Source organism: Tsukamurella sputi, assembly GCF_007858445.1.
GTDB classification, from domain to species: domain Bacteria; phylum Actinomycetota; class Actinomycetes; order Mycobacteriales; family Mycobacteriaceae; genus Tsukamurella; species Tsukamurella sputi.
Genome location: NZ_VIGV01000001.1, coordinates 595718 through 619220, shown reverse-complemented (window position 1 = coordinate 619220; position 23503 = coordinate 595718). Strand labels below are relative to the sequence as shown.

At 70.2% G+C, this 23503-nt stretch carries 22 protein-coding genes; 11 read left to right on the top strand and 11 right to left on the bottom strand.

Annotated features, from left to right (window positions below; all coding sequences use genetic code 11):
• Window positions 1-137: 137 nt before the first annotated feature.
• Together FK268_RS02995 and FK268_RS02990 are read left to right on the top strand one after the other, a co-directional pair.
• A complete protein-coding gene (locus tag FK268_RS02995; protein ID WP_146430951.1) occupies window positions 138-1442 on the top strand; it encodes a UDP-glucose dehydrogenase family protein in 1305 nt (434 codons plus the stop codon).
• A 46-nt stretch (window positions 1443-1488) separates the two neighbouring features.
• Window positions 1489-2775, top strand: a complete 1287-nt coding sequence (locus FK268_RS02990; protein ID WP_146430949.1) for an esterase/lipase family protein — start codon at window positions 1489-1491, stop codon at window positions 2773-2775.
• On the opposite strand, the gene FK268_RS02985 is transcribed toward FK268_RS02990, so the two are convergent.
• From FK268_RS02985 to FK268_RS02965, 5 genes are all read right to left on the bottom strand, one after another.
• The gene (locus tag FK268_RS02985; RefSeq protein ID WP_146430947.1) at window positions 2739-3656 is read right to left on the bottom strand and encodes a TauD/TfdA dioxygenase family protein; all 918 of its coding nucleotides are present in this window, start codon (window positions 3654-3656) and stop codon (window positions 2739-2741) included. The genes FK268_RS02990 and FK268_RS02985 overlap by 37 nt on opposite strands.
• A gap of 93 nt (window positions 3657-3749) precedes the next feature.
• Complete coding sequence (locus tag FK268_RS02980; protein WP_146430946.1) at window positions 3750-6068, bottom strand: arylsulfatase; 2319 nt, start codon at window positions 6066-6068, stop codon at window positions 3750-3752.
• Window positions 6065-6841, bottom strand: a complete 777-nt coding sequence (locus FK268_RS02975; RefSeq protein ID WP_146430944.1) for an ABC transporter ATP-binding protein — start codon at window positions 6839-6841, stop codon at window positions 6065-6067. Before FK268_RS02975 ends, FK268_RS02980 begins: the two co-directional genes overlap by 4 nt.
• Window positions 6817-7707, bottom strand: coding sequence for an ABC transporter permease (locus tag FK268_RS02970; protein WP_146430942.1), 891 nt, complete (start codon window positions 7705-7707; stop codon window positions 6817-6819). Before FK268_RS02970 ends, FK268_RS02975 begins: the two co-directional genes overlap by 25 nt.
• A gap of 9 nt (window positions 7708-7716) precedes the next feature.
• Entirely contained in the window at window positions 7717-8745 is a 1029-nt protein-coding gene (locus FK268_RS02965; protein WP_158636025.1) for an ABC transporter substrate-binding protein, read from the bottom strand.
• Window positions 8746-8832: 87 nt separating this feature from the next.
• On the opposite strand from FK268_RS02965, the gene trhO reads away from it, so the two are divergent.
• The 4 genes from trhO (at window position 8833) to FK268_RS02945 (ending at window position 13300) form a co-directional block, all read left to right on the top strand.
• Window positions 8833-9669, top strand: a complete 837-nt coding sequence (trhO, locus tag FK268_RS02960; RefSeq protein ID WP_146430938.1) for an oxygen-dependent tRNA uridine(34) hydroxylase TrhO — start codon at window positions 8833-8835, stop codon at window positions 9667-9669.
• A 10-nt stretch (window positions 9670-9679) separates the two neighbouring features.
• On the top strand, window positions 9680-10756 hold the full coding sequence (locus tag FK268_RS02955) for a CobW family GTP-binding protein (protein WP_146430936.1): 1077 nt from the start codon (window positions 9680-9682) through the stop codon (window positions 10754-10756).
• A 159-nt stretch (window positions 10757-10915) separates the two neighbouring features.
• On the top strand, window positions 10916-12322 hold the full coding sequence (locus tag FK268_RS02950; RefSeq protein ID WP_146430934.1) for an N-acetylmuramoyl-L-alanine amidase family protein: 1407 nt from the start codon (window positions 10916-10918) through the stop codon (window positions 12320-12322).
• An 84-nt stretch (window positions 12323-12406) separates the two neighbouring features.
• Complete coding sequence (locus FK268_RS02945) at window positions 12407-13300, top strand: SDR family oxidoreductase (RefSeq protein ID WP_146430932.1); 894 nt, start codon at window positions 12407-12409, stop codon at window positions 13298-13300.
• Here the strand turns inward: FK268_RS02945 and FK268_RS02940 are convergent.
• Window positions 13283-13879 (bottom strand): TetR/AcrR family transcriptional regulator, encoded by a 597-nt coding sequence (locus FK268_RS02940; RefSeq protein WP_146430930.1) that lies wholly within the window; start codon window positions 13877-13879, stop codon window positions 13283-13285. The two genes, FK268_RS02945 and FK268_RS02940, sit on opposite strands and share 18 nt — an antisense overlap.
• Window positions 13880-14011: 132 nt before the next feature.
• Here FK268_RS02940 and FK268_RS02935 point away from each other — a divergent pair, with 132 nt between their 5' ends.
• The 5 genes from FK268_RS02935 to FK268_RS02915 all read left to right on the top strand — a co-directional run bounded on the left by FK268_RS02935 (window position 14012) and on the right by FK268_RS02915 (window position 18356).
• Entirely contained in the window at window positions 14012-14545 is a 534-nt protein-coding gene (locus FK268_RS02935; protein ID WP_146430928.1) for an NAD(P)H-dependent oxidoreductase, read from the top strand.
• A gap of 373 nt (window positions 14546-14918) precedes the next feature.
• Window positions 14919-15167, top strand: a complete 249-nt coding sequence (gene nrdH, locus FK268_RS02930; protein ID WP_146430926.1) for a glutaredoxin-like protein NrdH — start codon at window positions 14919-14921, stop codon at window positions 15165-15167.
• 2 nt (window positions 15168-15169) lie between these two features.
• Window positions 15170-15619 (top strand): class Ib ribonucleoside-diphosphate reductase assembly flavoprotein NrdI, encoded by a 450-nt coding sequence (gene nrdI / locus FK268_RS02925; RefSeq protein WP_146430924.1) that lies wholly within the window; start codon window positions 15170-15172, stop codon window positions 15617-15619.
• On the top strand, window positions 15616-17796 hold the full coding sequence (gene nrdE, locus FK268_RS02920) for a class 1b ribonucleoside-diphosphate reductase subunit alpha (RefSeq protein WP_146430922.1): 2181 nt from the start codon (window positions 15616-15618) through the stop codon (window positions 17794-17796). The genes nrdI and nrdE overlap by 4 nt, the downstream gene beginning before the upstream one ends.
• A 125-nt stretch (window positions 17797-17921) precedes the next feature.
• Entirely contained in the window at window positions 17922-18356 is a 435-nt protein-coding gene (locus FK268_RS02915) for a B-4DMT family transporter (RefSeq protein WP_146430920.1), read from the top strand.
• A gap of 12 nt (window positions 18357-18368) precedes the next feature.
• On the opposite strand, the gene FK268_RS24110 is transcribed toward FK268_RS02915, so the two are convergent.
• The 5 genes from FK268_RS24110 to FK268_RS02890 are packed head-to-tail and all read right to left on the bottom strand — an operon-like array spanning window position 18369 to window position 23500.
• Window positions 18369-19133, bottom strand: coding sequence for a hypothetical protein (locus FK268_RS24110; protein WP_158636024.1), 765 nt, complete (start codon window positions 19131-19133; stop codon window positions 18369-18371).
• The gene (locus FK268_RS24105; RefSeq protein ID WP_158636023.1) at window positions 19130-19783 is read right to left on the bottom strand and encodes an Rv1363c family protein; all 654 of its coding nucleotides are present in this window, start codon (window positions 19781-19783) and stop codon (window positions 19130-19132) included. The genes FK268_RS24110 and FK268_RS24105 overlap by 4 nt, the downstream gene beginning before the upstream one ends.
• On the bottom strand, window positions 19780-21042 hold the full coding sequence (locus FK268_RS02900; protein WP_146430918.1) for an MCE family protein: 1263 nt from the start codon (window positions 21040-21042) through the stop codon (window positions 19780-19782). The genes FK268_RS24105 and FK268_RS02900 overlap by 4 nt, the downstream gene beginning before the upstream one ends.
• Window positions 21039-22115 (bottom strand): MCE family protein, encoded by a 1077-nt coding sequence (locus FK268_RS02895; protein ID WP_146430916.1) that lies wholly within the window; start codon window positions 22113-22115, stop codon window positions 21039-21041. Before FK268_RS02895 ends, FK268_RS02900 begins: the two co-directional genes overlap by 4 nt.
• Entirely contained in the window at window positions 22112-23500 is a 1389-nt protein-coding gene (locus FK268_RS02890) for an MCE family protein (protein WP_146430914.1), read from the bottom strand. Before FK268_RS02890 ends, FK268_RS02895 begins: the two co-directional genes overlap by 4 nt.
• Window positions 23501-23503: the final 3 nt, after the last annotated feature.

Below are 23503 nucleotides of genomic sequence, written 5' to 3'. Positions count from 1 at the left end.
GGCGGGGAAGGCCGGGCGAACACCCGGCGAACGCGACGGTGTCACCGCCGCCCTGCGTGTGAATCCCCGTGTAACCCTTGCCGAACTCCGGCTCGGCGCCCTTCCGTGTCGTGTCCTCCCGCGCTTACCTTCGGCGCATGAAGATCACAGTGCTGGGTACGGGGTACCTGGGAGCCACGCACGCGGCGTGCATGGCGGAGCTGGGCCACGAGGTGCTCGGCGTCGACGTCAACCTCAGCAAGATCGCGGCGCTGTCCGAGGGCAAGGTGCCCTTCCACGAGCCCGGGCTCCCCGCCGTGCTCAAGCGGAACATCGAGGCGGGACGCCTGCGTTTCACCGACTCCTACGAGGAGGCGGGCGCGTTCGGCGACGTGCACTTCATCGCGGTGGGCACCCCGCAGCGCAAGGGCGAGTTCGCCGCCGACATGACCTACGTGAACTCCGTGATCGATTCGCTCGTGCCGCACCTGCACCGCGACACCGTGATCTTGGGCAAGTCGACCGTCCCCGTCGGCACCACCGACCTGCTGCGCGCCCGCGCCGCCGAGCTGGTCCCCGCCGGCGTGAGCGTGGAATTCGCCTGGAACCCCGAGTTCCTCCGGGAGGGGCATGCGGTCAAGGACACCCTCGAGCCCGATCGCCTGGTGCTCGGCGTCGAGCCCGGAGGCCGCGCCGAAGAGGTCGCCCGCGAGGTGTACGCGGAGATCCTGGCCCGCGACACCCCGTTCTTCGTCACCGACACCGCGACCGCCGAGCTGGTGAAGATCTCCGCGAACGCCTTCCTGGCCACGAAGATCTCGTTCATCAACGCCGTGGCCGAGGTGTGCGAGGCGGCGGGCGCGGACGTGGTGGCCCTCGCCGACGCGATCGGCGTCGACTCCCGCATCGGCCGCAAGTTCCTCGGCGCCGGCATCGGTTTCGGCGGTGGCTGCCTGCCCAAGGACATCCGCGCCTTCATGGCCCGCTCGGGCGAGCTCGGCGCCGGCCACATGCACGGCCTGCTCCGCGAGGTCGACGCGATCAACATGAGCCGCCGGACCCGCATGGTGGACCTGGCCCGGGAGGCGTGCGGCGGCTCGCTGCTCGGCGCGAAGGTCGCCGTGCTCGGCGCCGCCTTCAAGCCCGACTCGGACGACGTGCGCGACTCGCCGGCGCTCAACATCGCCGGCCAGATCCAGCTGCAGGGCGCCGCGGTCTCGGTGTACGACCCCGAGGCCATGGACAACTCGCGCCGCGTCTTCCCGACGCTGGACTACGCCACCACTGCACTCGAGGCGTGCGAGGGCGCCGACGTGGTGCTGGTGCTCACCGAGTGGAAGCAGTTCCGCGAGCTGGACCCGGCGGTGGTCGCCGCGGTCGTGCGCAACCCCGTGCTGCTCGACGGCCGCAACTGCATGCCGTCGGAGGCCTGGGTCGCCGCCGGCTGGGAGTACCGCGCCTGACGGAGCCGCTGGACAGTTCGAGTGCACACTCGTACACTCGATCTTCGTGAGCACGCTGGTGGAACGACGACGCGCGGAGGTCCGGGCTCTCGCTGAGCTGGGCTGCACCGAGATCGCCGGCTCCGTCGACGGCGTGCACGGCGTGCACCGGGCGATCTCCGACCGGGTCTTCCGCTCCGTCCGGCTCGGTGTCGGCCCCGCGGTCGCGCCGGTGCGCGCGCTGCACGACGGCATCACCGACGGCGTCTACGCGACCATCAGTACCGTGGCGCGCACCGTCGGGCGGGTCGCCGCCGTCGGCGCGGACTGGCCGGGAGAGCGCCCACCGTCGGAGACGCCCCGCGGCGCAGCGCTGATCGGCGTGCTGCTCGGCCTGATCGGTGACGATCTCGAGGCCACGGGGTCTCCGCTCGCTGCCGACCCCGTGACCGTCCGGGTCGACGGGGCCGTCGTCCATCTCGGCGACGGACCCGTGCCCGCGGATCGGCTCGACCCGGGCGAGGTCTTCGACGGCGCCACCGGTCGCGTCGTGGTGCTGCTGCACGGACTCACCGAGACCGAGCACGCGTGGGGCGTCGGTGGCCTGGAGGCCGAGGACTACGGGGTGCGGCTCGCGGTCGATCTGCGCGCCACTCCCGTGTACGTGCGCTACAACAGCGGCCGGCACATCAGCGAGAACGGACGTGATCTCGCGGACCTGCTCGAGGCGCTCGTCGCGGCGTGGCCCGTACCCGTCACGGACCTCGTACTGATCGGGCATTCGATGGGCGGTCTGGTGGCGCGCAGCGCAGCGCATCGCGCCGACGAGGCGGGGATGGCCTGGCCGGCGGCCGTCTCCGCCACCGTCAGCCTGGGGACGCCGCACCTGGGCGCTCCGCTGGAGCAGGCCGCGCACTACGGCAGCGCGGCGCTGGCGGCGGTGCCCGAGACCGCGCCCTTCGGAAGGCTCCTCCGGCGTCGCAGCGCGGGGATCCGCGACCTGCGCGCCGGCTCGATCGTCGACGAGGACTGGCGCGACCGCGATGCCGATGCCCTCGGGGCCGCGGCCGCAGCCGAGGTCCCGCTGCTCGACGGAGCGGAGCACTTCTTCGTCGCCGCCACGTTCACGCGCGACGCGCGCCACCCGCTGGGACGGCTGCTGGGCGACGGCCTGGTGCTACCGGCGAGTGCGGGCGGCCGCGGGAAGGCCCGGCGGATCGGATTCACCGACGACGCCGGAATGCACCTGGGTGGGGCGCACCACTTCACCCTGCTGCAGTCCGACGTCGTCTACGAGCGGATCCGCGCCTGGCTCGATCAGCCCCGCGAGCGCGCGGGGGTCACGGGCGAGTAGTCCGAGGCGTCGCCCTTGAGCGCCACACCCTCCCGGCCGTCGACGCCGACGGGGAGATCTCCCGCGAGGGTGACGCGGTGCAGCAGGCGCTTGTGGTCGCCGTAGTCGTTGATCCCGAAGTGCTGGGTGGAGCGGTTGTCCCAGATCGCCACGTCGCCCGGCTGCCACGCCCAGCGGACGGTGTTGTCGGGGTTCTCGATCCGGCGCTGCAGGAGCGCGAGGATCGGCGCCGAGTCCTGCGTGCTCAGGCCGGCGAAGGACTTCACGAAATGGCCCAGCAGCAGCGAGCGGCGACCCGTCTCCGGGTGCACCCGCACCACGGGATGCTCGGCCTCGAAAATGTTCCGGATGAACTCCTGGTGGTACTCCGCGCGCTGGTAGGTGGCGTTGTGCCCGGCGTAGTCGTAGTCGTTGGTGTGGATCGCACGCAGGTTCTCCGCCAGCGCCTTGAGCGGCGCCGGCAGCCGGTCGTAGGCGCGCGTGGTGGACGCCCACGTCGTGTTCCCGCCGTGCGGCGGCAGCACGACGGGCCGCAGGATCGACGCCTTGGGCACACGATCGACGAAGGAGACATCTGTGTGCCAGCTGTTCGCCGCTCCCTCGATGGGCAGCAGATCGGAGTCGGAGCGGACCGTCGGGTGCGGGGTGGTGGGCACGCCCAGGCGGTGGGCGAGCGCGTGCTGGCCCGCATCGTCGAGGTGGTGCTGGTCGCGGAAGAAGATCACCTCGTGCTCGGCGAGCAGATCGAGAACGGTGTCCGCCGTCGCGTCGTCGAGGTCGCCGCCGAGCCGCACGCCATGCACGATCGCGCCGATGTGCTCGCCCAGCCGGGTCACGGTGATCTCGGGCGCGGTGGTGGTGGGCTCAAGCGTTGCGGTCATGGCGGCCTCCGTCGGTGGTGGTTGCGGTGTGCCCTCAGCTCACTCGATCCGCGCCGACGGTGCCAGGGTTGCGTTCACCGGGACGCAATCCGCTCAGTCCGCCTCCTCCTCGGCCTCCTGCTGCAGTCGGTCGATGTCGTCCGACGGGACGCCGACAGCACCCGGTGTGTACGTGACCGAGTGCAGCGCACCGGAGTACGGGAAGGCGCCGCGGCGCTCGCGCAGCTCCCAGGCCACCGGACCGCGGGCGTCCAACCCGACCGAGATGCCGGTCCACGGCGCCATGCCGATGAGCTGGACGCGGTCGGGGAGGACGGTCGCCTCCGCGCCGTCGATCTCGACGGCGAAGTCCCACCGGAGGTTCGGGCGCACCGATGCGATGACCGAGACGATCCGTCTACCCGGCGGAACAGGGTCCGTGCGGGTCTCCGTGTAGCGGCCGTAGGCGTTGTAACCGAGCACGACGGACCCGCCCTCGGCGTACACGAGGTAGCCGCCGAGGGCGTCCCCGTGCGCGACGAGGACGCCCTCGGCGCCGCCGGTGATGTCGCTGCCGATCTCCACGTCGATGTCGATACGGAAGTCCCGGTACTGCACGAGCTTCGCCGAGCGGTACCGCTCCAGCACGGGGGTGCCGGTGAGCAGGCGCACGGGCGCGGACAGCCGCTGTTCGGCCGGATTGCGGGTGGAGCCGTCGATCACGATCGGGAAGACGGTGTTGCGCCAGGCCTCGTGTTCCCATTCGGCAGCGAGCTCCGCGACGAGGTCGGGGTGTTCGGCGGCGAGGTCGACGGTCTCGGCCGGATCCGACCGGTTGTCGAAGAGCTGCCAGCGCGGCGCCAGTGGATCGTCGCCGCGGCCGTGCAGGCTGAGCAGCTTCCAGCCGTCGCGGTAGTAGCCGCGATGCCCGCGGAACTCCGAGTACTGGCGTATCCGGGCGGAATCCGCGCGGGGGTCCGCCCACGCGGCGCGCTGCGACACCCCGTCGCGCTCCTGCGCGGGTAGGCCGTGCCGATGCGAGGGCGTCGTGACTCCGGCCAGGTCCAGCAGCGTCGGCGCGACGTCGGTGACGAAGGAGAACTGCTCCCGGACGCCCCGGGCGTCGGGCAGGCCGGCGGGCCAGGACAGCACGAAGGGCACGCGCACGCCGCCCGCGAAGGTCTGTCCCTTGTAGAACCGGAAGGGCGTGTTGGACACCTGCCCCCAGCCGCGCGGGTAGTGCACGCCGAGCCGGGCGGTGCCGATGAGCTCCTCGGGGTGATCGACGTCCCCCTCCCAGCCCTCGGGCCCGACGCCGTCGGCGAACTTCACGAACTCGGCGAAGTAGCTGCGCGTGCCCTCCGGCCCACCCTCGGCGGTGCCGCCGTTGTCGGAGGTGAACACGACGATCGTGTTCTCCAGCTCGCCCGACTGCTCGACGGCGTCCAGCAATCGGCCGAGGCTGTCGTCGACGGTGCGCACCATCGCGGCGTAGACCTGCATGTACTTCGCGAAGCGCCGCTGCCGCTCGGGATCGAGCTCGTCCCAGGCAGGCACGTCGTAGCCGGGCTCACTGTTGCGTCGGGCGGGGCGCACGTCCGGGCCGAAGAGCCCCAGCTCCTGCTGGCGGGCGAACCGCTGTTCGCGCACGACGTCCCAGCCGCGCGCGTAGTCGAGGTCGCCGCGGGGCAGATCCTCGTCTTTGACCTGCAGCGGTCCGTGCATCGCGATGTGCGCGAAGTACAGGAAGAAGGGCTTCTCGGCGTCGTGCGCCCGCAGGTCCTTGATCCACGAGACCGCGGTGTCGGTCAGGGCGTCGGTGACGTAGAAGCCCTCGGGGTACTCGGTCACCGGGTCGACGGTGTTGTCCCGCACCAGCTGGTTCGGGTGGAAGAAGGAGTTCAGGCCCTCGAGGGAGCCGTAGTAGTGGTCGAAGCCGCGCTGCAGCGGCCACGACGACCGGTCGGCGTCCGGGCCGAGCCGGGAGTCCTTCGCGAGGTGCCACTTGCCGACCGCGTACGTGGCGTAGCCGGACGCGCGCAGGATCTCCGGCAGGGTGAGCACGTCGTCGGCGAGGCTCAGTCGCAGATTGGGGAAGCCCGGGTCGGAATTCGCGACCGAGCCGTAGCCGGCGCGGTGCGGGTTGAGGCCGGTGAGCAGCGCCGCGCGGGCGGGCGAACACACCGGAGTCGTGTGGTGATTGGTCGACACGACGCCGCGCGAAGCGAGCGCGTCGAGGTACGGCGTCGGAATCTCGGAACCGTACGGACCGATGTCCGAGAAGCCCATGTCGTCGACCAGGACGACGATGATGTTCGGGGCATCGGGCCGGGCACGGGTCTCGACGGGCCAGGCCGGTTCCGACTCGGCCTCGGAGCGGCCGATCCGCCCGGCGAAACCCTCGTACCCGCGGGCGTGATCGGGGATGCTCATGCGGTCGCGATCACCGCCGCCTCCTGCTCCACGCCGAGCGCGTCGAGCAGCCGGCTCCGGAGCTGCGCGAAGCCGGGCTCGCCGGGACGGCGACCGTCACCGTCGCCGAGGGTGCGGTCCACCGACAGGATCCCGTGATCGAGCACGAGGATCCGGTCGGCGAGCGCGATGGCCTCGTCGACGTCGTGGGTGATGAGCAGGACGCCGGGGCGATGCCGGGCGACCAGCCGTTTGAGCAGGTCGTGCATCTTGAGTTTGGTCAGCGCGTCGAGCGCGCCGAAGGGCTCATCGGCGAGGAGCACCGCGGGCTCCCGGACCAGGCTGCGCGCGAGGGCGACGCGCTGCTGCTGCCCGCCGGACAGCTCGCGCGGCCACGCCTTCTCACGCCCCTCGAGGCCGACCTCGCGCAGGAGCGCACGGCCCACCTCCTCGGCGTCGGCGCCGCCCAGGCCCAGGATCACGTTGGCCAGGACGCGGGACCAGGGGAGCAGCCGCGAGTCCTGGAAGACGACGGCGCGCCGCGGATCGACTTCGAGCACACCGGAACCGGGTACCCCGTCGTCGAGGCCCGCGATGGCGCGCAGGAGCGTCGACTTGCCCGAACCGGACCGGCCGAGCAGGGCGACGAATTCGCCGCGGCGGATGGTGAGGTCGACCCCGCGAAGGACCGCCCGGCCGTCGAAGCCGCGCACCAGGTTCCGCGCCTCGATGACGGGAGCGGTGGTGTCCGGCGAAGCGGTGGGTGCGGTCAGCGGGCCAGGGTGCTCTGCCATGAGAGGGCCTTTCGTGCGGAGAAGCGGACGAGGAGGTCGGTGCCGAAACCGAGGAGCGCGTAGACGGCGAGGCCCACGACGATGACGTCGGTGAGGCCGTACAGGCGGGCCTTGTACATGAGGTAGCCGATGCCGTCGGAGGCGCCGACCTGCTCGACGACGACCAGTGCGAGCCACGCCACCGTCGCGCCGAGGCGCAGCCCCGTGAAGAACCCGGGCAGCGCCCCGGGGATCGCGATGTGGCGGACGAACCCGGCGCGGCTCAGGCCCACCGTCTCCGCGAGTTCCACGTACTTGCGGTCGATTCCGCGTAGGTCGGCGTGTGTGTTGAGGTAGACGGGCGTCGCCACGGCGAGGGTGATGAGGACGATCTTCATCTCCTCGCCGATGCCGAACCACACGATGAACAGCGGCAGCAGCGCGAGGGCCGGGATCGCGCGGTAGATCGTCACGGTGCCGTCGATGAGGGCCTCGCCGGGTCGGGTGAGGCCCGAGAGCAGGGCCAGGACCACCGCCAGGGTCACACCGAGGACGCCGCCGACGATCGCGCGCTGCGCGGACGCCCAGATGTTGGACCACAGCGAACCGTCGAGCGCGAGGTGCCACGCGGTGTTCACCACCGTCCACGGCGCGGACAGGACGGTGTCGGGGATGATTCCGGTCGCCGAGCCCGCGGCCCAGAGCGCGATCACCAGGGCGGGGCCCGCGAGGATCCAGGCCCCGATCGGGCGGGAGTCGACGAGTGCCCGACGGGTGGCGGCCCGCGGGAGGAGCTCGTGATCCGGATCGAGGGCGCCGGGGCGCTGCTCCGGAGGTGTGTCGGCGGCGAGGCCGCTGCCGAGGCGGCCGAGGGGAGGTGAGGTCACGGGAAGGCCTTAGGTCGTGGGGGCGGTGGCGAAACGGAAGTCGACGGAACCGTCGGCCGAGATGCGGCCGCCGGGGATCTCGCCGAACGCGGCGAGGGTGTCGATGGTGTCCTGCTGGCGCGCGACGAGCGCGCGGTCGAGGGGGATGGACCGCCAGGAGCCCTGACCCTCGTAGGCGAGACGGCCGACGGCGGCAGGGATCTTGAGCGCGCCCGCGTAGTAGGTGTCGATCCAGCGGTTCTTGTCGGCGTCCACCCACGCCCGTGCGCGGTCGACCGCGGCGGAGAGCTTCTTCAGCGCGGCAGCGCGCGCGGGATCGGCGAGCGCCGACCGCGGTGAGTAGAGGAACATCAGCCCGGACTGCGCGGCCTGGGACGTCGCGTCGGGGAGCACCTGCGCGTCCGGGTGCGCGAGCCGGTACTTGGTGCTGATCGGTTCCATGAGCGGGGCGATGTCGATCTGCCCCGCCCCGAGCGCCTCGCCCACCTCGGTGAGCTGCAGCGGTACCAACTGCACATCGTGCTTGGTCAGGCCCGCGGTGCGGAGCAGACGCAGCACCATGGCCTGGTGCGCGGTGCCCTCCGCGTAGCCGATCTTCCGTCCGCGCAGGTCGGCCGGGCTGCGGAGCGTGACGCCCGGTCGCGCGACGGTGGAGACGCCGCCCCGCTCGAGCTGCCAGGCCTTGATGATGGGGCTGGGGAAGCGGGCGATCTGCGCGTGGATCGGCGGGACGTCGGCGACGATCGCGACCTGTGTGGCATCGGCGCGGAAGGACTCGAGGATCGCGGGCCCGCCCGCGAAGTCGGCGAACTTCACGGGGAAGCCGAGCTTCGCGGCCTCCCCCGAGGCCGTCAGCATCGTCTTGAGGATGGACTGCTGATCGGCGACGGTGATGACGGTGCCCGCGGGAACGCCGTCGGGGATCGGCGCGGACGGGTCGTAGGCGGGCCCCGTCGACTGCGCGCACGCGGCGACGCCGAGGACGGCGACGAGCGCGGTGGTGAGCGCCGCGGCGCGGCGGGGGAGGCGAAAAGGCATGGGGGCCATTGAAGGGGAGCGGGGCCGCCGCCGGAACCGTTGGACGCAGGCTGAGTGTAGGGCGGCACCGATAGAATCGACTCCGTCATGGGCAAGATCGTGCTGTTCTACGTGTTCGCCCCGCTGGCCGACCCGGACGCGATCCGGCTCTGGCAGCGGGCGCTGTGTGAGGCGAACGGTCTCCGCGGCCGGATCATCGTCTCCCGCCACGGGATCAACGTCACCGTGGGCGGGGAGATCCGCGCCGTCAAGCGGTACGTCCGCGCCACGCGGGAGTACCCCGCCTTCAAGACCGCCGACGTCAAGTGGTCGGACGGCGGCGCCGAGGACTTCCCGAAGCTCTCGGTCAAGGTGCGCGACGAGATCGTCACCTTCGGCGTGCCCGACGAGATCGAGGTGGACGGTTCGGGCGTGCGCGGTGGGGGCGTGCACCTGACCCCCGACGAGGTGCACGCCCTGCTCGAGGAGAAGCCCGACGCCGTCTTCTTCGACGGTCGCAACGCCATCGAGGCGGAGATCGGCCGGTTCGCGGGTGCGGTGGTGACGCCGGCCCGCACGACCCGCGACTTCGTGGAGCTCTTGGATTCGGGGGAGTACGACCACCTCAAGGGCCGCCCCGTCATCACCTACTGCACGGGTGGCGTGCGCTGCGAGGTGCTGAGCGCGGTGATGCGCACCCGCGGCTTCGGCGAGGTCTATCAGCTCGACGGCGGCATCGCGCGCTACGGCGAACGGTTCGGCGACCGCGGGCTCTGGGAGGGCTCGATGTACGTCTTCGACCGGCGGATGCGCATCGACTTCTCCGACGGGACCCGGCGGATCGGGCGCTGCACGCAGTGCGGTGCACCCACGTCGAACGTCGCGAACCTCGCGCCGCCGCAGGACCGCGAGCTCGCCGTCCTGTGCGAGGGCTGCGCGCCGTGAGGACCGGCTCGTGAGAGGCGGCCCCGTCCCCGTCGTCGTGGTGGCCGGGTACCTCGGCGCGGGTAAGTCGACGCTGCTCAACCACCTGCTCTCGGGCGCGGGCGACGCGCGGATCGGCGTCGTCGTCAACGACTTCGGTGCGGTGAACATCGACGCGATGCTGGTCTCCGGCGCCACGGGCGGCGGCTCCGTGCGCAGCGTCTCGCTCAGCAACGGCTGTGTGTGCTGCACCGTCGACGACGAGGAACTCGAAGACGTCCTCGGCACGCTCGCGGCGCGCGGCCTCGACCTGATCGTGGTCGAGGCCTCCGGTCTCGCCGAGCCGGCCGCGATGGTGCGGCGGGTGGTGCTGGCGCAGGAGCCGCGGATCGACTACGGCGGACTCGTCTACGTCGCCGATGCCGCGCACCTCGCCGGAACCATGGAGCGGCATCCCTCCTTGCGGCACCACCTGGCGCTCGCCGACCTCGTCGTCCTCAACAAGGTCGACCTCGCCGCCGATCCCGACGCGGCGCGGGAGCTGGTGCGCCGCTACGCGCCGTCCGCCCCGGTGGTGGCGACCGTCGACGCCGTGGTGCCCGTTGAGCTGCTCATCGACGCCGAGGTGCTCGCGCGCCGCGCGGCGGAGCGGCGCGACTCACCGCGTCAACTCACGCTCGATGAGGCCCTGCGCGAACACGCGCATGACGACGGCGGGGCGGAGCACCGGCACGCGCACCTGCACGACGCGTACACCGCGGTGACGGTCGAGACCGGCCCGCTGGACGCCCGGGCCACTGCGGCGCTGCTCGCCGATCCGCCGCTGGGCGTCTTCCGGGCCAAGGGCTTCGTGACCGTCGCGGACGGCACGCGGTTGGAGGTGCACGCGGTGGGTAGGCACGTCCGGACCGCCGTCGAGCGCGGCCGGAGGGGAGGGGCGGCGTCGGTGCTGGTCTTCCTGGGGATCGGGCTCGACGAGGACGCCGTTCGCGCCCGGGTTCAGGGTTGCGTGGCAGATCCTCATGCTCCCGCTGATCCGCAGGCGGTGCTCTCGCTCTTGCGCTACTCGGCTGCAGCACAGTCGGATTCGGCGATCCTCGAGGACTGACGTCCGCTCGAATCGGATAACGTTTCGGTAACGATCGAGGATGGGATTTTCCTAAAGTCTCAATTGATGGTTGACTGTTTCTCGTGTGACTGATGTGACGAAAGTTGCACAAGAGACTTGGAAGGAGAGCGGCGCCACTTCCCCGGCGCCCAGCTACCCATGAAGAAGACCCGTGTTCTCGCAGGCTCGCTCGCGACCGCGGCCGTCGCACTGTTCGGTGCGCCCGGCTTCGCGTCCGCCGACCCCGCCCCCGCAGCTCCGGCACAGCCGCTGTCCGGCAAGACCGTGTTCCTCGACGCCGGTTCCTCCGTCGCTTCGGCCGTCGACCAGGCCCGCAAGGTCGCCGACGGCCGCGGCGGCCAGGTGCCCTGCGTCAACCCCGTGGCGATCGCCTCGAACGGCACGCCCGATCACTCCGTGAACTTCGCCGTGGCCAAGATGGTCGAGGCCGCGCTCAAGACCCAGGGCGCCAAGGTCATCATGTCCCGCGCGGACGACGCCGGCTTCGGCGGTTGCGTCGACCAGCGCGCCACCGCGGCCAACAAGTCCGGCGCCGACCTCGCCGTGAGCATCAACAGCGCGGTGCAGGAGGCCACCCAGCGCGGCTTCCTGCTCGAGACCGCCGCCCCCGGCGCCACCGACCCCAAGGTGACCGCGCAGCAGGCGGTCAGCGATCCGGCCACCACGGTGCTCCGCGACGTCTCCCGTGCGGGCGGCTTCGTTCCCGCCCAGTACCTCGGCGGCCAGGACGGCATCGCGAAGACCACCAATGCCTTCGCGTCGCTGGTCAACATCCCGCTCGTCTACGCCAACCTCGGCAACCTCGCCAACGCGGACGATGCCGCGCTGCTCACCTCCCGGGAGGGGCAGACCCAGTACGCGTCCGTTCTCACGAACGGTGTGATCCAGCAGCTGACCGGCAAGATCAAGCCGGGTGGCGTCGTGGATCAGCCCGTCGCGGCGCAGCCCGTCGCGCCGCAGGTCGATCCGGCTGTGCCGGTCACTCCCGCCGCCCCGGCGGCTCCGGCAGCGAGCCCCGTCGCCCCCGCCGCGGCTCCCGCCGCTGCAGCGCCGGCCGCCCCGGCGGCCACGGTGCCGACGGCACCGGCGCAGACGCCGCTCGTGCCCGCCGTGCCCGGTGCTCCCGCCGCGGCGGCGCCCGTGACCCCGGCCACCGGGACGGCGGCCTCGCCGATCGTCGCCGGCGTGCCGATGCTGCAGGGCGGTGCGCCTCAGGCCGGCACCGCTGTTCCGCAGGCGACGGCGCCCGCGGCGGGCGCGCCGCAGGGCACCTCCGTGACCATTCCCGGTCTCGGCCAGCTCGCACTGCCGCAGCTGCCCACCGTCTCGATCCCCGGGCAGGCCCAGCCGCTGGGTGTGAACACGCTCTTCGAGATGGGGCCCAAGGCCGCTGAGTTCCTCACCAGTGCGCAGGGGACCCAGCTGGTGAACACCCTGATCTCGAGCCCGCAGGCGTTCAACTCCCTGCAGGCCGCGCAGGGGCCGGCCGCCGCCCAGGAGATCCTCAAGGCGATCCTGAGCGCCGGCGCGATCCTGCCGAAGTAGGGATCACACCGCACCGACTTCCGCCGGGGACGTCACGCCCCGGCGGGAAGCGGTAGCGCGGCCCGATCTGGCAAGCTGGCTGATATGGCACTCCGCGATATCGTCCGGCTCGTCCACATGGCCCCGCCGATCAAGGACCTGAAGGGGAAGAAGGTCCTCGTCACCGGCGCGGCCAGCGGGATCGGCCGTGCTACCGCGAATCTTCTCGCGGCGCACGGCGCCGAGCTGGTGTTGACCGACATCAACGCCGAACAGCTCGACGCCGTCACCCGCCACGTCACCGCCCTGGGCGCGAAAGTCATCGCGTCCAGGGCGTTCGACGTTTCCGACTACGACGCGGTACGTGCTTTCGCCGAGGAGGTGCACGCCGCCGCGGGGGCACTGGACGTGGTGATGAACGTCGCCGGAATCGCCGTCTGGGGCACCGTCGAGAACCTCACGCACGAGCAGTGGCGCAAGACCGTGGACGTGAACCTCATGGGCCCGATCCACGTGATCGAGACCTTCGTCCCGCCGATGATCGCCGCCGGGCGCGGTGGCCAACTCGTCAACGTCTCGTCCACGGCCGGCCTCATCGCCCTGCCCTGGCACGCCGCGTACTCCGCGGCCAAGTTCGGCCTCGTCGGCGTCTCGGAGGTGCTCCGGTACGACCTGCGCCGGCACGGCATCGGCGTCTCGGTGGTCGTGCCCGGGGCCGTGGAGACCGGGCTGGTGAAGACCGTCGAGATCAACGGGGTCGATCGCTCGAACCCGAAGGTGAACAAGGGGATCGACGCTTTCCCCAAGGTCACGGCCGAGAAGGCGGCGCAGGCGATCATCGACGGGGTGCTGCGCAACCGGTTCATCGTCTACACGTCGTTCGACACCCGCTTCGGCTACTTCTGGAAGCGTAAGTTCGCGCTGCCCTACGAGATCGCGATGCGCATCGCGAACGACCGGTTCGCGTACCTGGCCAAGATCTCAGAGCGCGGTCAGTAGACGCACGTGCTCGGCCCACACCGCCTCGAGGGCGTCCTGTGAGACGCCGCTCGCGAGTTGGTGGAGCACCCAGGCCGGGCTCAGCGTCGCCATCAGCGCGGCGGCCCACACCTCGGCGTCGGCGGTCCGTCCGGCCTCGACGAGCATCGACCGCACCGTCATCGCGGAGACGCGCCACGGCGGCTCGTCGTAGGGGTCACGCGCGGCCTGTTCGGCGCCGCGCAGCAGGTCCCCGTGGCGCGCGATGAGCTGCATCCGCGCCGCGCCGTACTCGGTGAGGCGGTGCACGGGATCGCCGCCCGGACCCAGCGGGGGCGGGCCGAACATGAAACGCTGCTGCAATTCGGTCTCGTCGTGGTCGAGCAGGGCCTGCAGTAGGCCGGCCCGCGAGCCGAACCGGCGGAAGACGGTGCCCTTGCCCACCCCGGCCGCCTGAGCGACCGCGTCCATGCTCACGGCGTCGACCCCGCGCTCGGCGAACAGCCGCTGCGCCGCGTCGATGAGCAGCTCGCGGTTGCGCGCGGCATCGCGCCGCGGCTCGGCGGGCGGCTGTGCGAGAGGGAGGAGTGGTCCGGTCATCGGGAGGAGCCTACCGTGCGGGTATTGGAGTCACCATGATCCCGGGGAAGAAATCCGGACCGAAGTCCGTTACTTTGTTCCGGGATGCGATCCGGGAGGGTCGCCCGAGAACGCCAGGAGAACTGAGGAATCATGTCGGACATCACCGTGCTCGCCGTCGTCGGATCGCTGCGCAGCGGCTCGCTCAACCGGGAACTGGCCGAAGTGGTCGCCGCGAACGCCCCCGAGGGCGTGCGGGTCGAGATCGCCGAGGGTATCGGGGACGTGCCCTTCTACAACGAGGACATCGACGGCGACGCCGCCCCGGCCACCGCGGCGGCGCTCCGGGACCGGATCGCGGCGGCGGATGCCCTCCTGTTGCTCGCCCCGCCCAACAACGGCACCGTCAGCGCCGTCCTGAAGAACGTCATCGACTGGGGCTCGCGGCCCTACGGTGCGAGCGCACTGTCGGGCAAGCGCGTCGCGCTCGCGGGTGTGGGGCACCGCCTGGACACCACCCTCGCGGATGCCGAGCGGGCCGTGACCATCGCCGGCGGCGAGGTGCCGGAGGGGCTCGTCGAGGAGTTCCCCATCTCCGGTCTCGACGGCAAGTCGGTACGAGAGCACGACGTCGTCGCGCAGCGCGCGGGGGACCTCCTCGAGCGTCTCGTGGCACCCGTCCGATAGGGCCTCGGAGCGGTACTCGGGTGGTGTCGGGCGTGTCCGATCGGCGTGTCGTCGATCCTCGGCGTGTCCTGGGGATTCACGATGAAAAACGGCCGAAAGAGCGTCTTGCGAGCTGGTAATTTCACGAATGTGGTTCGCAAGTGCTTGTGTCGCTTCCCGGTGGGCACCACTAGGTGTAGTGTTCTCTCCACTGCGCGATCCGAAACCCCGCCGGGGCGATCGGAAGGCTCGAGGGTGATCTGAAGTGCCCGGTCGGCTGTCCGAGTTCACGCAGGCAAAGCTCGCTGAAAACTTGTCAGTCGTCAGGTCCATACTGGAGTTCCGAGGCAGCCTCCGTGCTGCCGGGCGCTCAGTCGAACGAAGGGGAGCCACCATGAGCCAGGCCGAGATCACCGTCTACACCAAGCCCGCCTGCGTGCAGTGCAACGCGACCTACAAGGCTCTCGACAAGGCGGGACTCGAGTACCGCGTGGTGGACATCACCGAGGACTCGGACGCCCGTGACTACGTCATGGCTCTCGGCTACCTGCAGGCCCCCGTCGTCGTCGCCGGCGATGCGCACTGGTCGGGTTTCCGCCCGGACCGGGTCAAGGCGCTCGCCGCCGTCGCCGCCACGGCGTAGCGATGGCTTCGCCGCTCGTCGTCTACTTCTCTTCGGTGTCGGAGAACACGCACCGATTCGTGGAGAAGCTGGGTATGCGCGCCCTGCGCATCCCGGTGGCGCGGGCAGCGGAACCGCTCACCGTCGACGAGCCCTTCGTCCTGATCACCCCCACCTACGGCGGGGGGAAGCAGGCCACCGCGGTCTCGGGCGGGGGATACGTCCCCAAGCAGGTGATCCGGTTCCTCAACGACAAGCACAACCGCTCCCTGATCCGCGGCGTGGTCGCGGCGGGGAACACGAATTTCGGCGAAGAGTTCTGCTACGCGGGCGACGTGATCTCCCGCAAATGCCGGGTCCCGTACCTGTACCGCTTCGAACTGATGGGCACCAGCGAGGACGTGGACCGCGTCCGCACCGGCCTCGAAGAGTTTTTCTCCAGCAACAACAGCAAGGAAAGTGCGCACGCATGACCGCCACCCAGGAAGACCTCGTCCCCTCGGCAAGCCAGTCCGGTGTCCACACCGGCCCCGGCCACAGCGAGCTCGATTTCCACGCCCTGAACGCGATGCTCAACCTGTACGACAAGGACGGGCGCATCCAGTTCGACAAGGACCGGGAGGCCGCGCGGCAGTACTTCCTGCAGCACGTCAACCAGAACACGGTCTTCTTCCACAACCTGGACGAGAAGCTCGACTACCTCGTCGAGGAGAACTACTACGAGCCCGAGGTGCTGGACAAGTACAGCCGCGAGTTCGTCAAGGGACTCTTCGACGCGGCCTACGCCAAGAAGTTCCGGTTCCCCACCTTCCTGGGCGCGTTCAAGTACTACACCAGCTACACGCTCAAGACCTTCGACGGCAAGCGCTACCTGGAGCGCTTCGAGGACCGGGTCTGCATGGTCGCGCTGACCCTGGCCGACGGTGACGAGAAGCTCGCCGTCAACCTGGTGGACGAGATCATCGCCGGCCGGTTCCAGCCCGCCACCCCCACGTTCCTCAACTCGGGTAAGAAGCAGCGCGGCGAGCCCGTGTCCTGCTTCCTGCTGCGGATCGAGGACAACATGGAGTCGATCGGTCGCTCCATCAACTCCGCGCTGCAGCTGTCCAAGCGCGGTGGCGGTGTGGCCCTGCTGCTCAGCAACATCCGCGAGCACGGCGCCCCGATCAAGAAGATCGAGAACCAGAGCTCGGGCGTCATCCCGATCATGAAGCTGCTGGAGGACTCGTTCAGCTACGCCAACCAGCTGGGCGCGCGGCAGGGCGCGGGCGCGGTGTACCTGCACGCGCACCACCCGGACATCTACCGCTTCCTCGATACCAAGCGCGAGAACGCGGACGAGAAGATCCGTATCAAGACCCTGTCGCTGGGTGTGGTGATCCCGGACATCACGTTCGAGCTCGCCAAGAACAACGACGACATGTACCTGTTCTCGCCGTACGACGTGGAGCGCGTCTACGGCGTGCCCTTCGCGGACGTCAACGTGACGGACAAGTACCACGAGATGGTCGACGATTCGCGGATCCGCAAGACCAAGATCAACGCGCGCGAGTTCTTCCAGACCCTCGCCGAGCTGCAGTTCGAGTCGGGCTACCCGTACATCATGTACGAGGACACGGTGAACCGCGCGAACCCGATCGCCGGCAAGATCACCCACTCCAACCTGTGCAGCGAGATCCTGCAGGTCTCCACCCCGTCGACCTACAACGACGACCTGTCCTACGCGGAGGTGGGCAAGGACATCTCCTGCAACCTCGGCTCGCTGAACATCGCGAAGACCATGGACAGCCCCGACTTCGGCGCCACCATCGAGACCGCGATCCGCGGACTCACGGCCGTCTCCGATCAGACGGACATCAGCTCCGTCCCGTCGATCGAGTACGGCAACAAGCTGAGCCACGCCATCGGCCTGGGACAGATGAACCTGCACGGCTACCTGGCGCGCGAGCGGGTCTTCTACGGCTCCGACGAGGGTGTCGACTTCACGAACATCTACTTCTACACGGTGCTGTTCCACGCGATCCGCGCGTCGAACCGCATCGCCCGCGAGCGCGGCCAGTCCTTCGGCGGTTTCGAGAACAGCAAGTACGCCTCGGGCGAGTTCTTCGACAAGTACACCGAGCAGGAGTGGAAGCCGGCCACCGACAAGGTCGCCGCGCTCTTCGCCGACGCGGAGATCCACATCCCGACGCAGGACGACTGGCGCGAGCTCAAGGCCGACGTGCAGCAGTACGGCCTGTACAACCAGAACCTGCAGGCGGTGCCGCCCACCGGTTCGATCAGTTACATCAACCACTCCACGAGCTCGATCCACCCCGTCGCGGCGAAGGTTGAGATCCGCAAGGAGGGCAAGATCGGCCGCGTGTACTACCCGGCGCCGTACATGGACAACGACAACCTGGAGTACTACCAGGACGCGTACGAGATCGGCTACGAGAAGATCATCGACACCTACGCCGCCGCCACGCAGCACGTGGATCAGGGCCTGTCGCTGACGCTGTTCTTCAAGGACACCGCCACCACCCGTGACGTGAACCGCGCGCAGATCTACGCCTGGCGCAAGGGCATCAAGACCCTCTACTACATCCGCCTGCGGCAGATGGCGCTCGAAGGCACTGAGGTGGAGGGCTGCGTCAGCTGCATGCTCTAGGAACGACGAACACGAAGCGCCGGTCGGGGACACCCGGACCGGCGCTTCGTCGTTGCGGCGAACGGGCGGTCGTTCACCAGGGGCGACGACCGGCGGGCCCTGCGAAGACGGATAGAATCGCGGTCATGAAACCGTGGCTGATCCGTGGCCTCGCCCTTGCGGCGGTGCAGGTCGTCGTGCGCTCCGCGCTGGCGTGGGGCATCGTGGCCTTCCCGACGCAGGGGACGGCGCAGCGATTCGCCGCAGTCGCGGTCGTGATGGCCGTGGCCATCGTCTTCGGTGGCTACGACGGACTCACCGACGCCAGGGCGAACCCGGTCGCGGAGCAGGGCATCGACCTCGTGGGCCGCTGGTTCAAGGCGGCGCTCTTCGCCGGGGTGGTTTCCGGCGCGGTGTGCTGGGCGGTCGGGACTTGGCTGCTGCCGGGGATCGGACAGGGCTCGTTGCCCTTCGAGCTGGTCATCGGTGCGTGCTTCACCGCGCTGCTCATCGTGATCCCCGCCTCCCTCGGCACCGTCGTCGGGCGACGACTGGCCGCGAAGCGTCCCGCCACCGCCTGATCGGCGGCCCGCTCACAGCGGCGTGATCGAGCTGACCTTCCACGTCCCGTCGAAGCGATCCAACACGAACTTCATCGGCGACTGCATCGTCGCGAAGGGGACGCCCTGCGTCGATACCTGCTGTCGTACGTTGAGCAGCACCTCGGCGTGGTCCTTGCGCGCGAGGGAGACGCCGGCCGTGAGATCGCCGTCATCGACCTTGACCTTCACGTCCTGCAGCGCGCCGGCGGTCTGGGTGATCGCCGTCCGGAGCTTCTTCGCCTCCGTGATCATGCCCGGCGTCAGCACCGCGTCGAGGCGCTTCTCCCACGGGCCGAGGTCGTTCATGTCGATCGTGTAGATGTCCTTCGCGGCCTGCTTCGCGACGGATGTGACCTGCGTCGTCAATCCGGTGTCTACGAAGGCGCGATTGTCCACCGCCGCCGCCCACGGCCGGAGCCACGCGACGAGAGCCGCGACGACCAGGATCGCCACCGCCGCCACGCCGATCGCGATCGGCAGGCGGTTCGCGGAGATCGCACGTCCCGGAACGGCGTCCTTCGGCGCCTCCTCAACGGCCTTCTCCTCGGGCTCGTCGGTGTCCGACACGGCAGCGGTACGTGCCTCGGCTGTGCCGGCCTCGGACGGCACGGGGGTGGCGGGGCGACGCAGCGACGTCCCGCGCGCGACCGGGCGCCGCTTCGCCGCTGCGGATTCCAGGTCGGGGGCTCCTTCCGGGGGGAGCGTGGTTGTGGCCTCGTCGGGGTCGGTGCTCTCCGGCTTCGCATCGTCGGTCACGGTGTGCCTCCTTCGCTCTGCGCCGGCGCGGCAGTCGACGGTGCGGCGGTCGACGGTGCGGGCGTTGCCGTCGCCTCGGGGGCGGCACCGGTCGCGGGCTTCGACGGGTCGGCGGGGCCGATCGCGGCGCGCTCCTGGAGCGGCTGCATCCCCGACGCCTTCCAGGCGCCGTCGACCTTGGCCATCGACATCACGTAGGTCCAGCGGTAGGCGTTGTCCGCCTGCTTCCCGTTCTCGGACTGGCGGACCACGAGGTACACCAGCACCTTCGCGGCGCCGCCGGCCTCGTCGAACTCGATCGGCGCGGCGGAGGCGACCACCGGATCCGTCTGCAGCGCCACGCCCGTGTACTGCTTGAGCATGTCCTCGGTGGACACCCGCTCGCGCTCGTCCCAGTCCTTGCGCAGGTCGCCGGTCATCGCCTCGCCCATGCGGCGCAGCGTGCCGTCGACGTCCTTGGTGTCGATCTTCTGGATGTCGATGACGGCCTGGCGGGCACCGTCGACGGCGGCGTCGCGGGCGGCGGCGCGCTCGTGGTCGGTATGCCGGCCCCACCAGTTCACGCCCACGACGACGGCGACGACCACGGCCACCGCGAGGAGGACGAGGGCCAGGGCGAGGGGCTTGCGGTCGGCGGCGGGCTGCGTCACTTCGGGTGCCCTCCCAGGATCGTGGCGGCGGCCTGGGCGACCGGGCCCAGATCGAGACGGTCCGGCGCGATCACCTTCGGCTTGCCGTCCCAGGGCTGCGGGACGCGCGGATCGGCGTAGCGGGCCCGATCCGCGCTGCGGACGCCGGTGGGATTGCCCTGCGGCACGTCACAGCCGACCTGCGTGTTGAACGGGAACGGATCCCGGTTGATGTCGAAATCCGGGTTCTGCTTCTTGATCGCGTCGATCATCTTCTGCGTCGATTCGTAGCCGACGGTGCACGCCGGAGGGTTGTTCACTTCGAGGACCACACCGTAGTGCAGCAGACCGTCGCCCGGCGAGGTGGCGAAAGCGCCGGACGCGATCATCGGGAACAGGATCAGGATCTGCTTGAGGTTGGGCGCCACGGGGTCGACTGCCGTCAGCTGGGCCGCCAGATCGTGGACGACCTTCGTCACGTCGCCACCGGACTGCTGGACCAGCGCGCTGAGCTGCGTCGCCGACAGGTTGCCGGTCTGGAGCAGCTTGCGCAGGTCGGGATCGCTGTTCGCGAGGGTCGCGGTGACCACCTTGAGGCTGTCCGCCCACTGCCGGATGGCCGAGGACTGCTCGGCCTGCGTCGCGAGTGCGGTGCGGCCGTTGGTGATGAGCGAGAGCGTGGGATCGAGCGTGTCGCTGCCGGTCTGCGCGAGGCGCGACAGCGATTCGACCAGGGCCCGCAGGTTCTGCCCGTTGCCGCCGAGCGCCACCGACAGCTCCGTGACCACCGTCTTGAGCTTCGCCGGATCGACGGACTCGCTGAGCACGGTCACGTGCCCCAGGAAGTCCTCGATCGGCTCCTGGACCCGGGTGTCCCGGATGACGGCGCCGTCCGCCAGCACTGTTTTCGACGGTGTGCCGCCCTCCGGCAGCTTCTTCGGCACGAGGTCGAGATACTGCTCGCCGATCGACGAGCGCTCGGCGACGACGGCCTGGACGTCATCGGGCACCGACGGCCGGCTCTTGTCGAGCTGCAGGTCCACCTGCACGCCGTCGGGGACGAGGTGCAGCTGCCCCACCCGGCCGACGGGCGTGCCGCGGTAGGTGACCTCGGCGTTGGTGAAGATCCCGCCGGAGTCCTTGAGCATGACCTTGACGGTGTAGACGCCGAATCCGAGCATCTTGTCGATGCGGGCGTACTGGGCGCCGACGAAGGCGATGCCGACCACGGCCAGCACGGCGAAGACCAGCAGCTGGCGTCGCTGCAGCTTGGGGATCATCGCGTGCCTCCCTGCGTGGTGGTCGTCGCCCGACCGGAGCCGGGACCGTACTTCGGGGCGACCGGGGTCGGGGGACCGGCACCCGCGCCGAGCGCCTCGAGCTGGTTGATCAGGCGGGTGTCGAGCGAGATGAACAGGTTCATCGAATCGCCCTTGATCGCGTCGACACCGGCGTCCGGGAACGGGAAGGTGGCGATGAAGGGCAGGGCGGTGACGATGTCGTCGGCGGCGCCGGCGAGCGCGCGGAGCGTGGGACGCAGTGACAGCAGGTCCTCGATGAGTTCCTTCTGCGACTTCGACAGCACCTCCGTTCCGACCTTGCCGAGCCGGTCGAGCTGCTTGATCATCTCGATGATCTCGGGCCGCTGCTCGTTGAGGACCGCGGTGCCGCGCGGCAGCTCCGCGAGGATCCGGCTGATCTGCACGGTCTGGCCGGCAGCCCGTTCGGACAGCTTCGCGACCCCGTCGATCGCGGTGGTGATGTCCGAGCGCTGCTTGTTCAGCCCCGCGATGAGGAGGTCGGTCTGCGTGATGAGCGAGCGCACCCGCTGCGGGTTGCTCGTCGCGGTGTTGAGTTCGTCGACGATCGGCTTGAGCTTGCCCACGCCACCGTCGTTGAGCACCAGCGAGAGAACGCCGAGCACCTGCTCGATGGACGCGTTCGTCTTGTTCGCCGCGGCCCGCAGGGTCGCGCCGCTCTGCAGTGCGGCACCGTCGGATCCGCCGGAGGAGACGAGCGTGACGTACTTCTCGCCCAACAGGTTCGACTGCTCGATCGCGGCCCGGCTGTCGGCGGGCACCTTCACCCCGTCGCGCACCTTGACTACGACGTCGGCGGTCCACCCGTCCTCCGCGAGGCCGATCGATTCGACCTTGCCGACCGTGGCACCGCCGATCCGCACGGAGGACTCGGGCACGAGATCCATCACGTTCTCGAACTGCAGGTGGAGCGTCGTCGGGTGCGCGCCGAGCGCGGGGCCGCCGGGCAGCGGCACCGAGTAGATACCGCCACAGGCCGTGAGTAGGACCGAGGTCATCGCCAGCGCGCCGCCGGCCAGGAGCCGCCGCTTCATCGCGCGCCTCCCGTCGCCGGCGGTGCCGCGGGCTTCGCCGAACCGCTCGGAGCCGGCTTCGCCGACGTGCCGGGCGCGACCGAGGTGCTGGGCGCGGCCGCGGTGGTCGACGGGCCCGTACCCGCCGGGGTCGGCGGGAGCACACCGTCGACCGACGGTGCCGTGCGCCCCGGCACCGTGCCGGGCACCGAGCCGCGCTGCAGGTTGGCGCCGGAGAGGATGCCGAGCGGCAGGTTGAGCGAGGGCACCCGCACGCCGTCGGTGATCTGCTTGGCGATGGTGGTGCACTGGGAGAGCAGCGGACCGAGCGTCGTGGTGATCTGCGCGAACTGCGGGTTCCCGGGCATGAGCTTGCCGAGATCGGCGAGCTTGCACGCCGTGCCGAGTGGGTCCTGCAGGTCGGGGAGGTTGGGGCGCAGGGTCAGCGTTCCGGAGTCGGGGTCGTAGGCCTGGTCCAGGTTGCTCGCGGCGACGGGCAGGTAGGAGAGGATCTGCGCCTGTGCGGTCTTCGTATCGTTGAGCACCTTCGTGATCTCGGTGAGACCGTGCACGTTCGAGCTCAGCGCGTCGCGGTTGTCCCGGACGAAGGCGCCCACGTCGCCGAGGGCGGTCGCCAGCAGGTTCAGCGCCTTCGTGAAGTCGTCGCGTTCACCGGCCAGGTACTTGGTGAGGTCCGCGAGCTGGGTGTTGAACGTACGCACCTGCTTGTCGTTCTCGGCCAGCATGGTGACGAAGGTGTTGAGCCCCTTGACGGTCGCCGCGATGTTGTCGCGGGAGTTCGAGAGGGTCGTGCTCGCCTTCGACAGCCCGGCGATGGCATCGGCCATCGCCCGACCGTTGCCCGCGAGGTTCTCGGCGGAGACGTCGAGCAGGTCGGTCAGCGCGCCCTGTTCGCCCGGCTTCGCCTTGTTCGCGCCCTCGGGGCCGAGGGCCTGGGCGAGCGTGCTGATCGACGCGTACACCTGGTCGATCTCGACCGGTGTCATGGTGTGGTCCTGGTTCACGACGGCGCCGCTGCTCGCGGTGGGGCCGTCGGTGTAGACGGGCAGGAGCTGGACGTAGCGGTCCGAGATGACCGACGGGGTGACCTGCGCGGCCCAGAGATCCTTGGGCAGCTTCACCCCCCGATTCACCTGCAGCTGCACCCGGACGCGGTCGCGCTCGGGCGTGACCTCGTCGATCTCGCCGACCTTGACGCCGAGGATCCGCACGTCCGAGCCGGCGTAGATGCCCACACCGCGGTCGAAGTACGCGGTGACGCGGGTGGCGCCCATCGTGCGCACCAACCACCAGCCGCAGCTCGCGATGACGACGACCGCCACTAGCGCGGCCGCGGCGTAGGCGAGCCGACGCGGGGTCAGGCCGAACTTCTCGAGGCTCGTCATTTC

What these genes read in the sequence shown, in the direction of transcription:
- FK268_RS02995 (WP_146430951.1), top strand. Translation starts at nt 138, where the DNA reads ATGAAGATCACAGTGCTGGGTACGGGGTACCTGGGAGCCACGCACGCG.
- FK268_RS02985 (WP_146430947.1), bottom strand. Translation starts at nt 3,656, where the DNA reads ATGACCGCAACGCTTGAGCCCACCACCACCGCGCCCGAGATCACCGTG.
- FK268_RS02980 (WP_146430946.1), bottom strand. Translation starts at nt 6,068, where the DNA reads ATGAGCATCCCCGATCACGCCCGCGGGTACGAGGGTTTCGCCGGGCGG.
- FK268_RS02975 (WP_146430944.1), bottom strand. Translation starts at nt 6,841, where the DNA reads ATGGCAGAGCACCCTGGCCCGCTGACCGCACCCACCGCTTCGCCGGAC.
- FK268_RS02965 (WP_158636025.1), bottom strand. Translation starts at nt 8,745, where the DNA reads ATGCCTTTTCGCCTCCCCCGCCGCGCCGCGGCGCTCACCACCGCGCTC.
- trhO (WP_146430938.1), top strand. Translation starts at nt 8,833, where the DNA reads ATGGGCAAGATCGTGCTGTTCTACGTGTTCGCCCCGCTGGCCGACCCG.
- FK268_RS02950 (WP_146430934.1), top strand. Translation starts at nt 10,916, where the DNA reads ATGAAGAAGACCCGTGTTCTCGCAGGCTCGCTCGCGACCGCGGCCGTC.
- FK268_RS02945 (WP_146430932.1), top strand. Translation starts at nt 12,407, where the DNA reads ATGGCACTCCGCGATATCGTCCGGCTCGTCCACATGGCCCCGCCGATC.
- FK268_RS02940 (WP_146430930.1), bottom strand. Translation starts at nt 13,879, where the DNA reads ATGACCGGACCACTCCTCCCTCTCGCACAGCCGCCCGCCGAGCCGCGG.
- FK268_RS02935 (WP_146430928.1), top strand. Translation starts at nt 14,012, where the DNA reads ATGTCGGACATCACCGTGCTCGCCGTCGTCGGATCGCTGCGCAGCGGC.
- nrdH (WP_146430926.1), top strand. Translation starts at nt 14,919, where the DNA reads ATGAGCCAGGCCGAGATCACCGTCTACACCAAGCCCGCCTGCGTGCAG.
- nrdI (WP_146430924.1), top strand. Translation starts at nt 15,170, where the DNA reads ATGGCTTCGCCGCTCGTCGTCTACTTCTCTTCGGTGTCGGAGAACACG.
- nrdE (WP_146430922.1), top strand. Translation starts at nt 15,616, where the DNA reads ATGACCGCCACCCAGGAAGACCTCGTCCCCTCGGCAAGCCAGTCCGGT.
- FK268_RS02915 (WP_146430920.1), top strand. Translation starts at nt 17,922, where the DNA reads ATGAAACCGTGGCTGATCCGTGGCCTCGCCCTTGCGGCGGTGCAGGTC.
- FK268_RS02900 (WP_146430918.1), bottom strand. Translation starts at nt 21,042, where the DNA reads ATGATCCCCAAGCTGCAGCGACGCCAGCTGCTGGTCTTCGCCGTGCTG.
- FK268_RS02895 (WP_146430916.1), bottom strand. Translation starts at nt 22,115, where the DNA reads ATGAAGCGGCGGCTCCTGGCCGGCGGCGCGCTGGCGATGACCTCGGTC.
- FK268_RS02890 (WP_146430914.1), bottom strand. Translation starts at nt 23,500, where the DNA reads ATGACGAGCCTCGAGAAGTTCGGCCTGACCCCGCGTCGGCTCGCCTAC.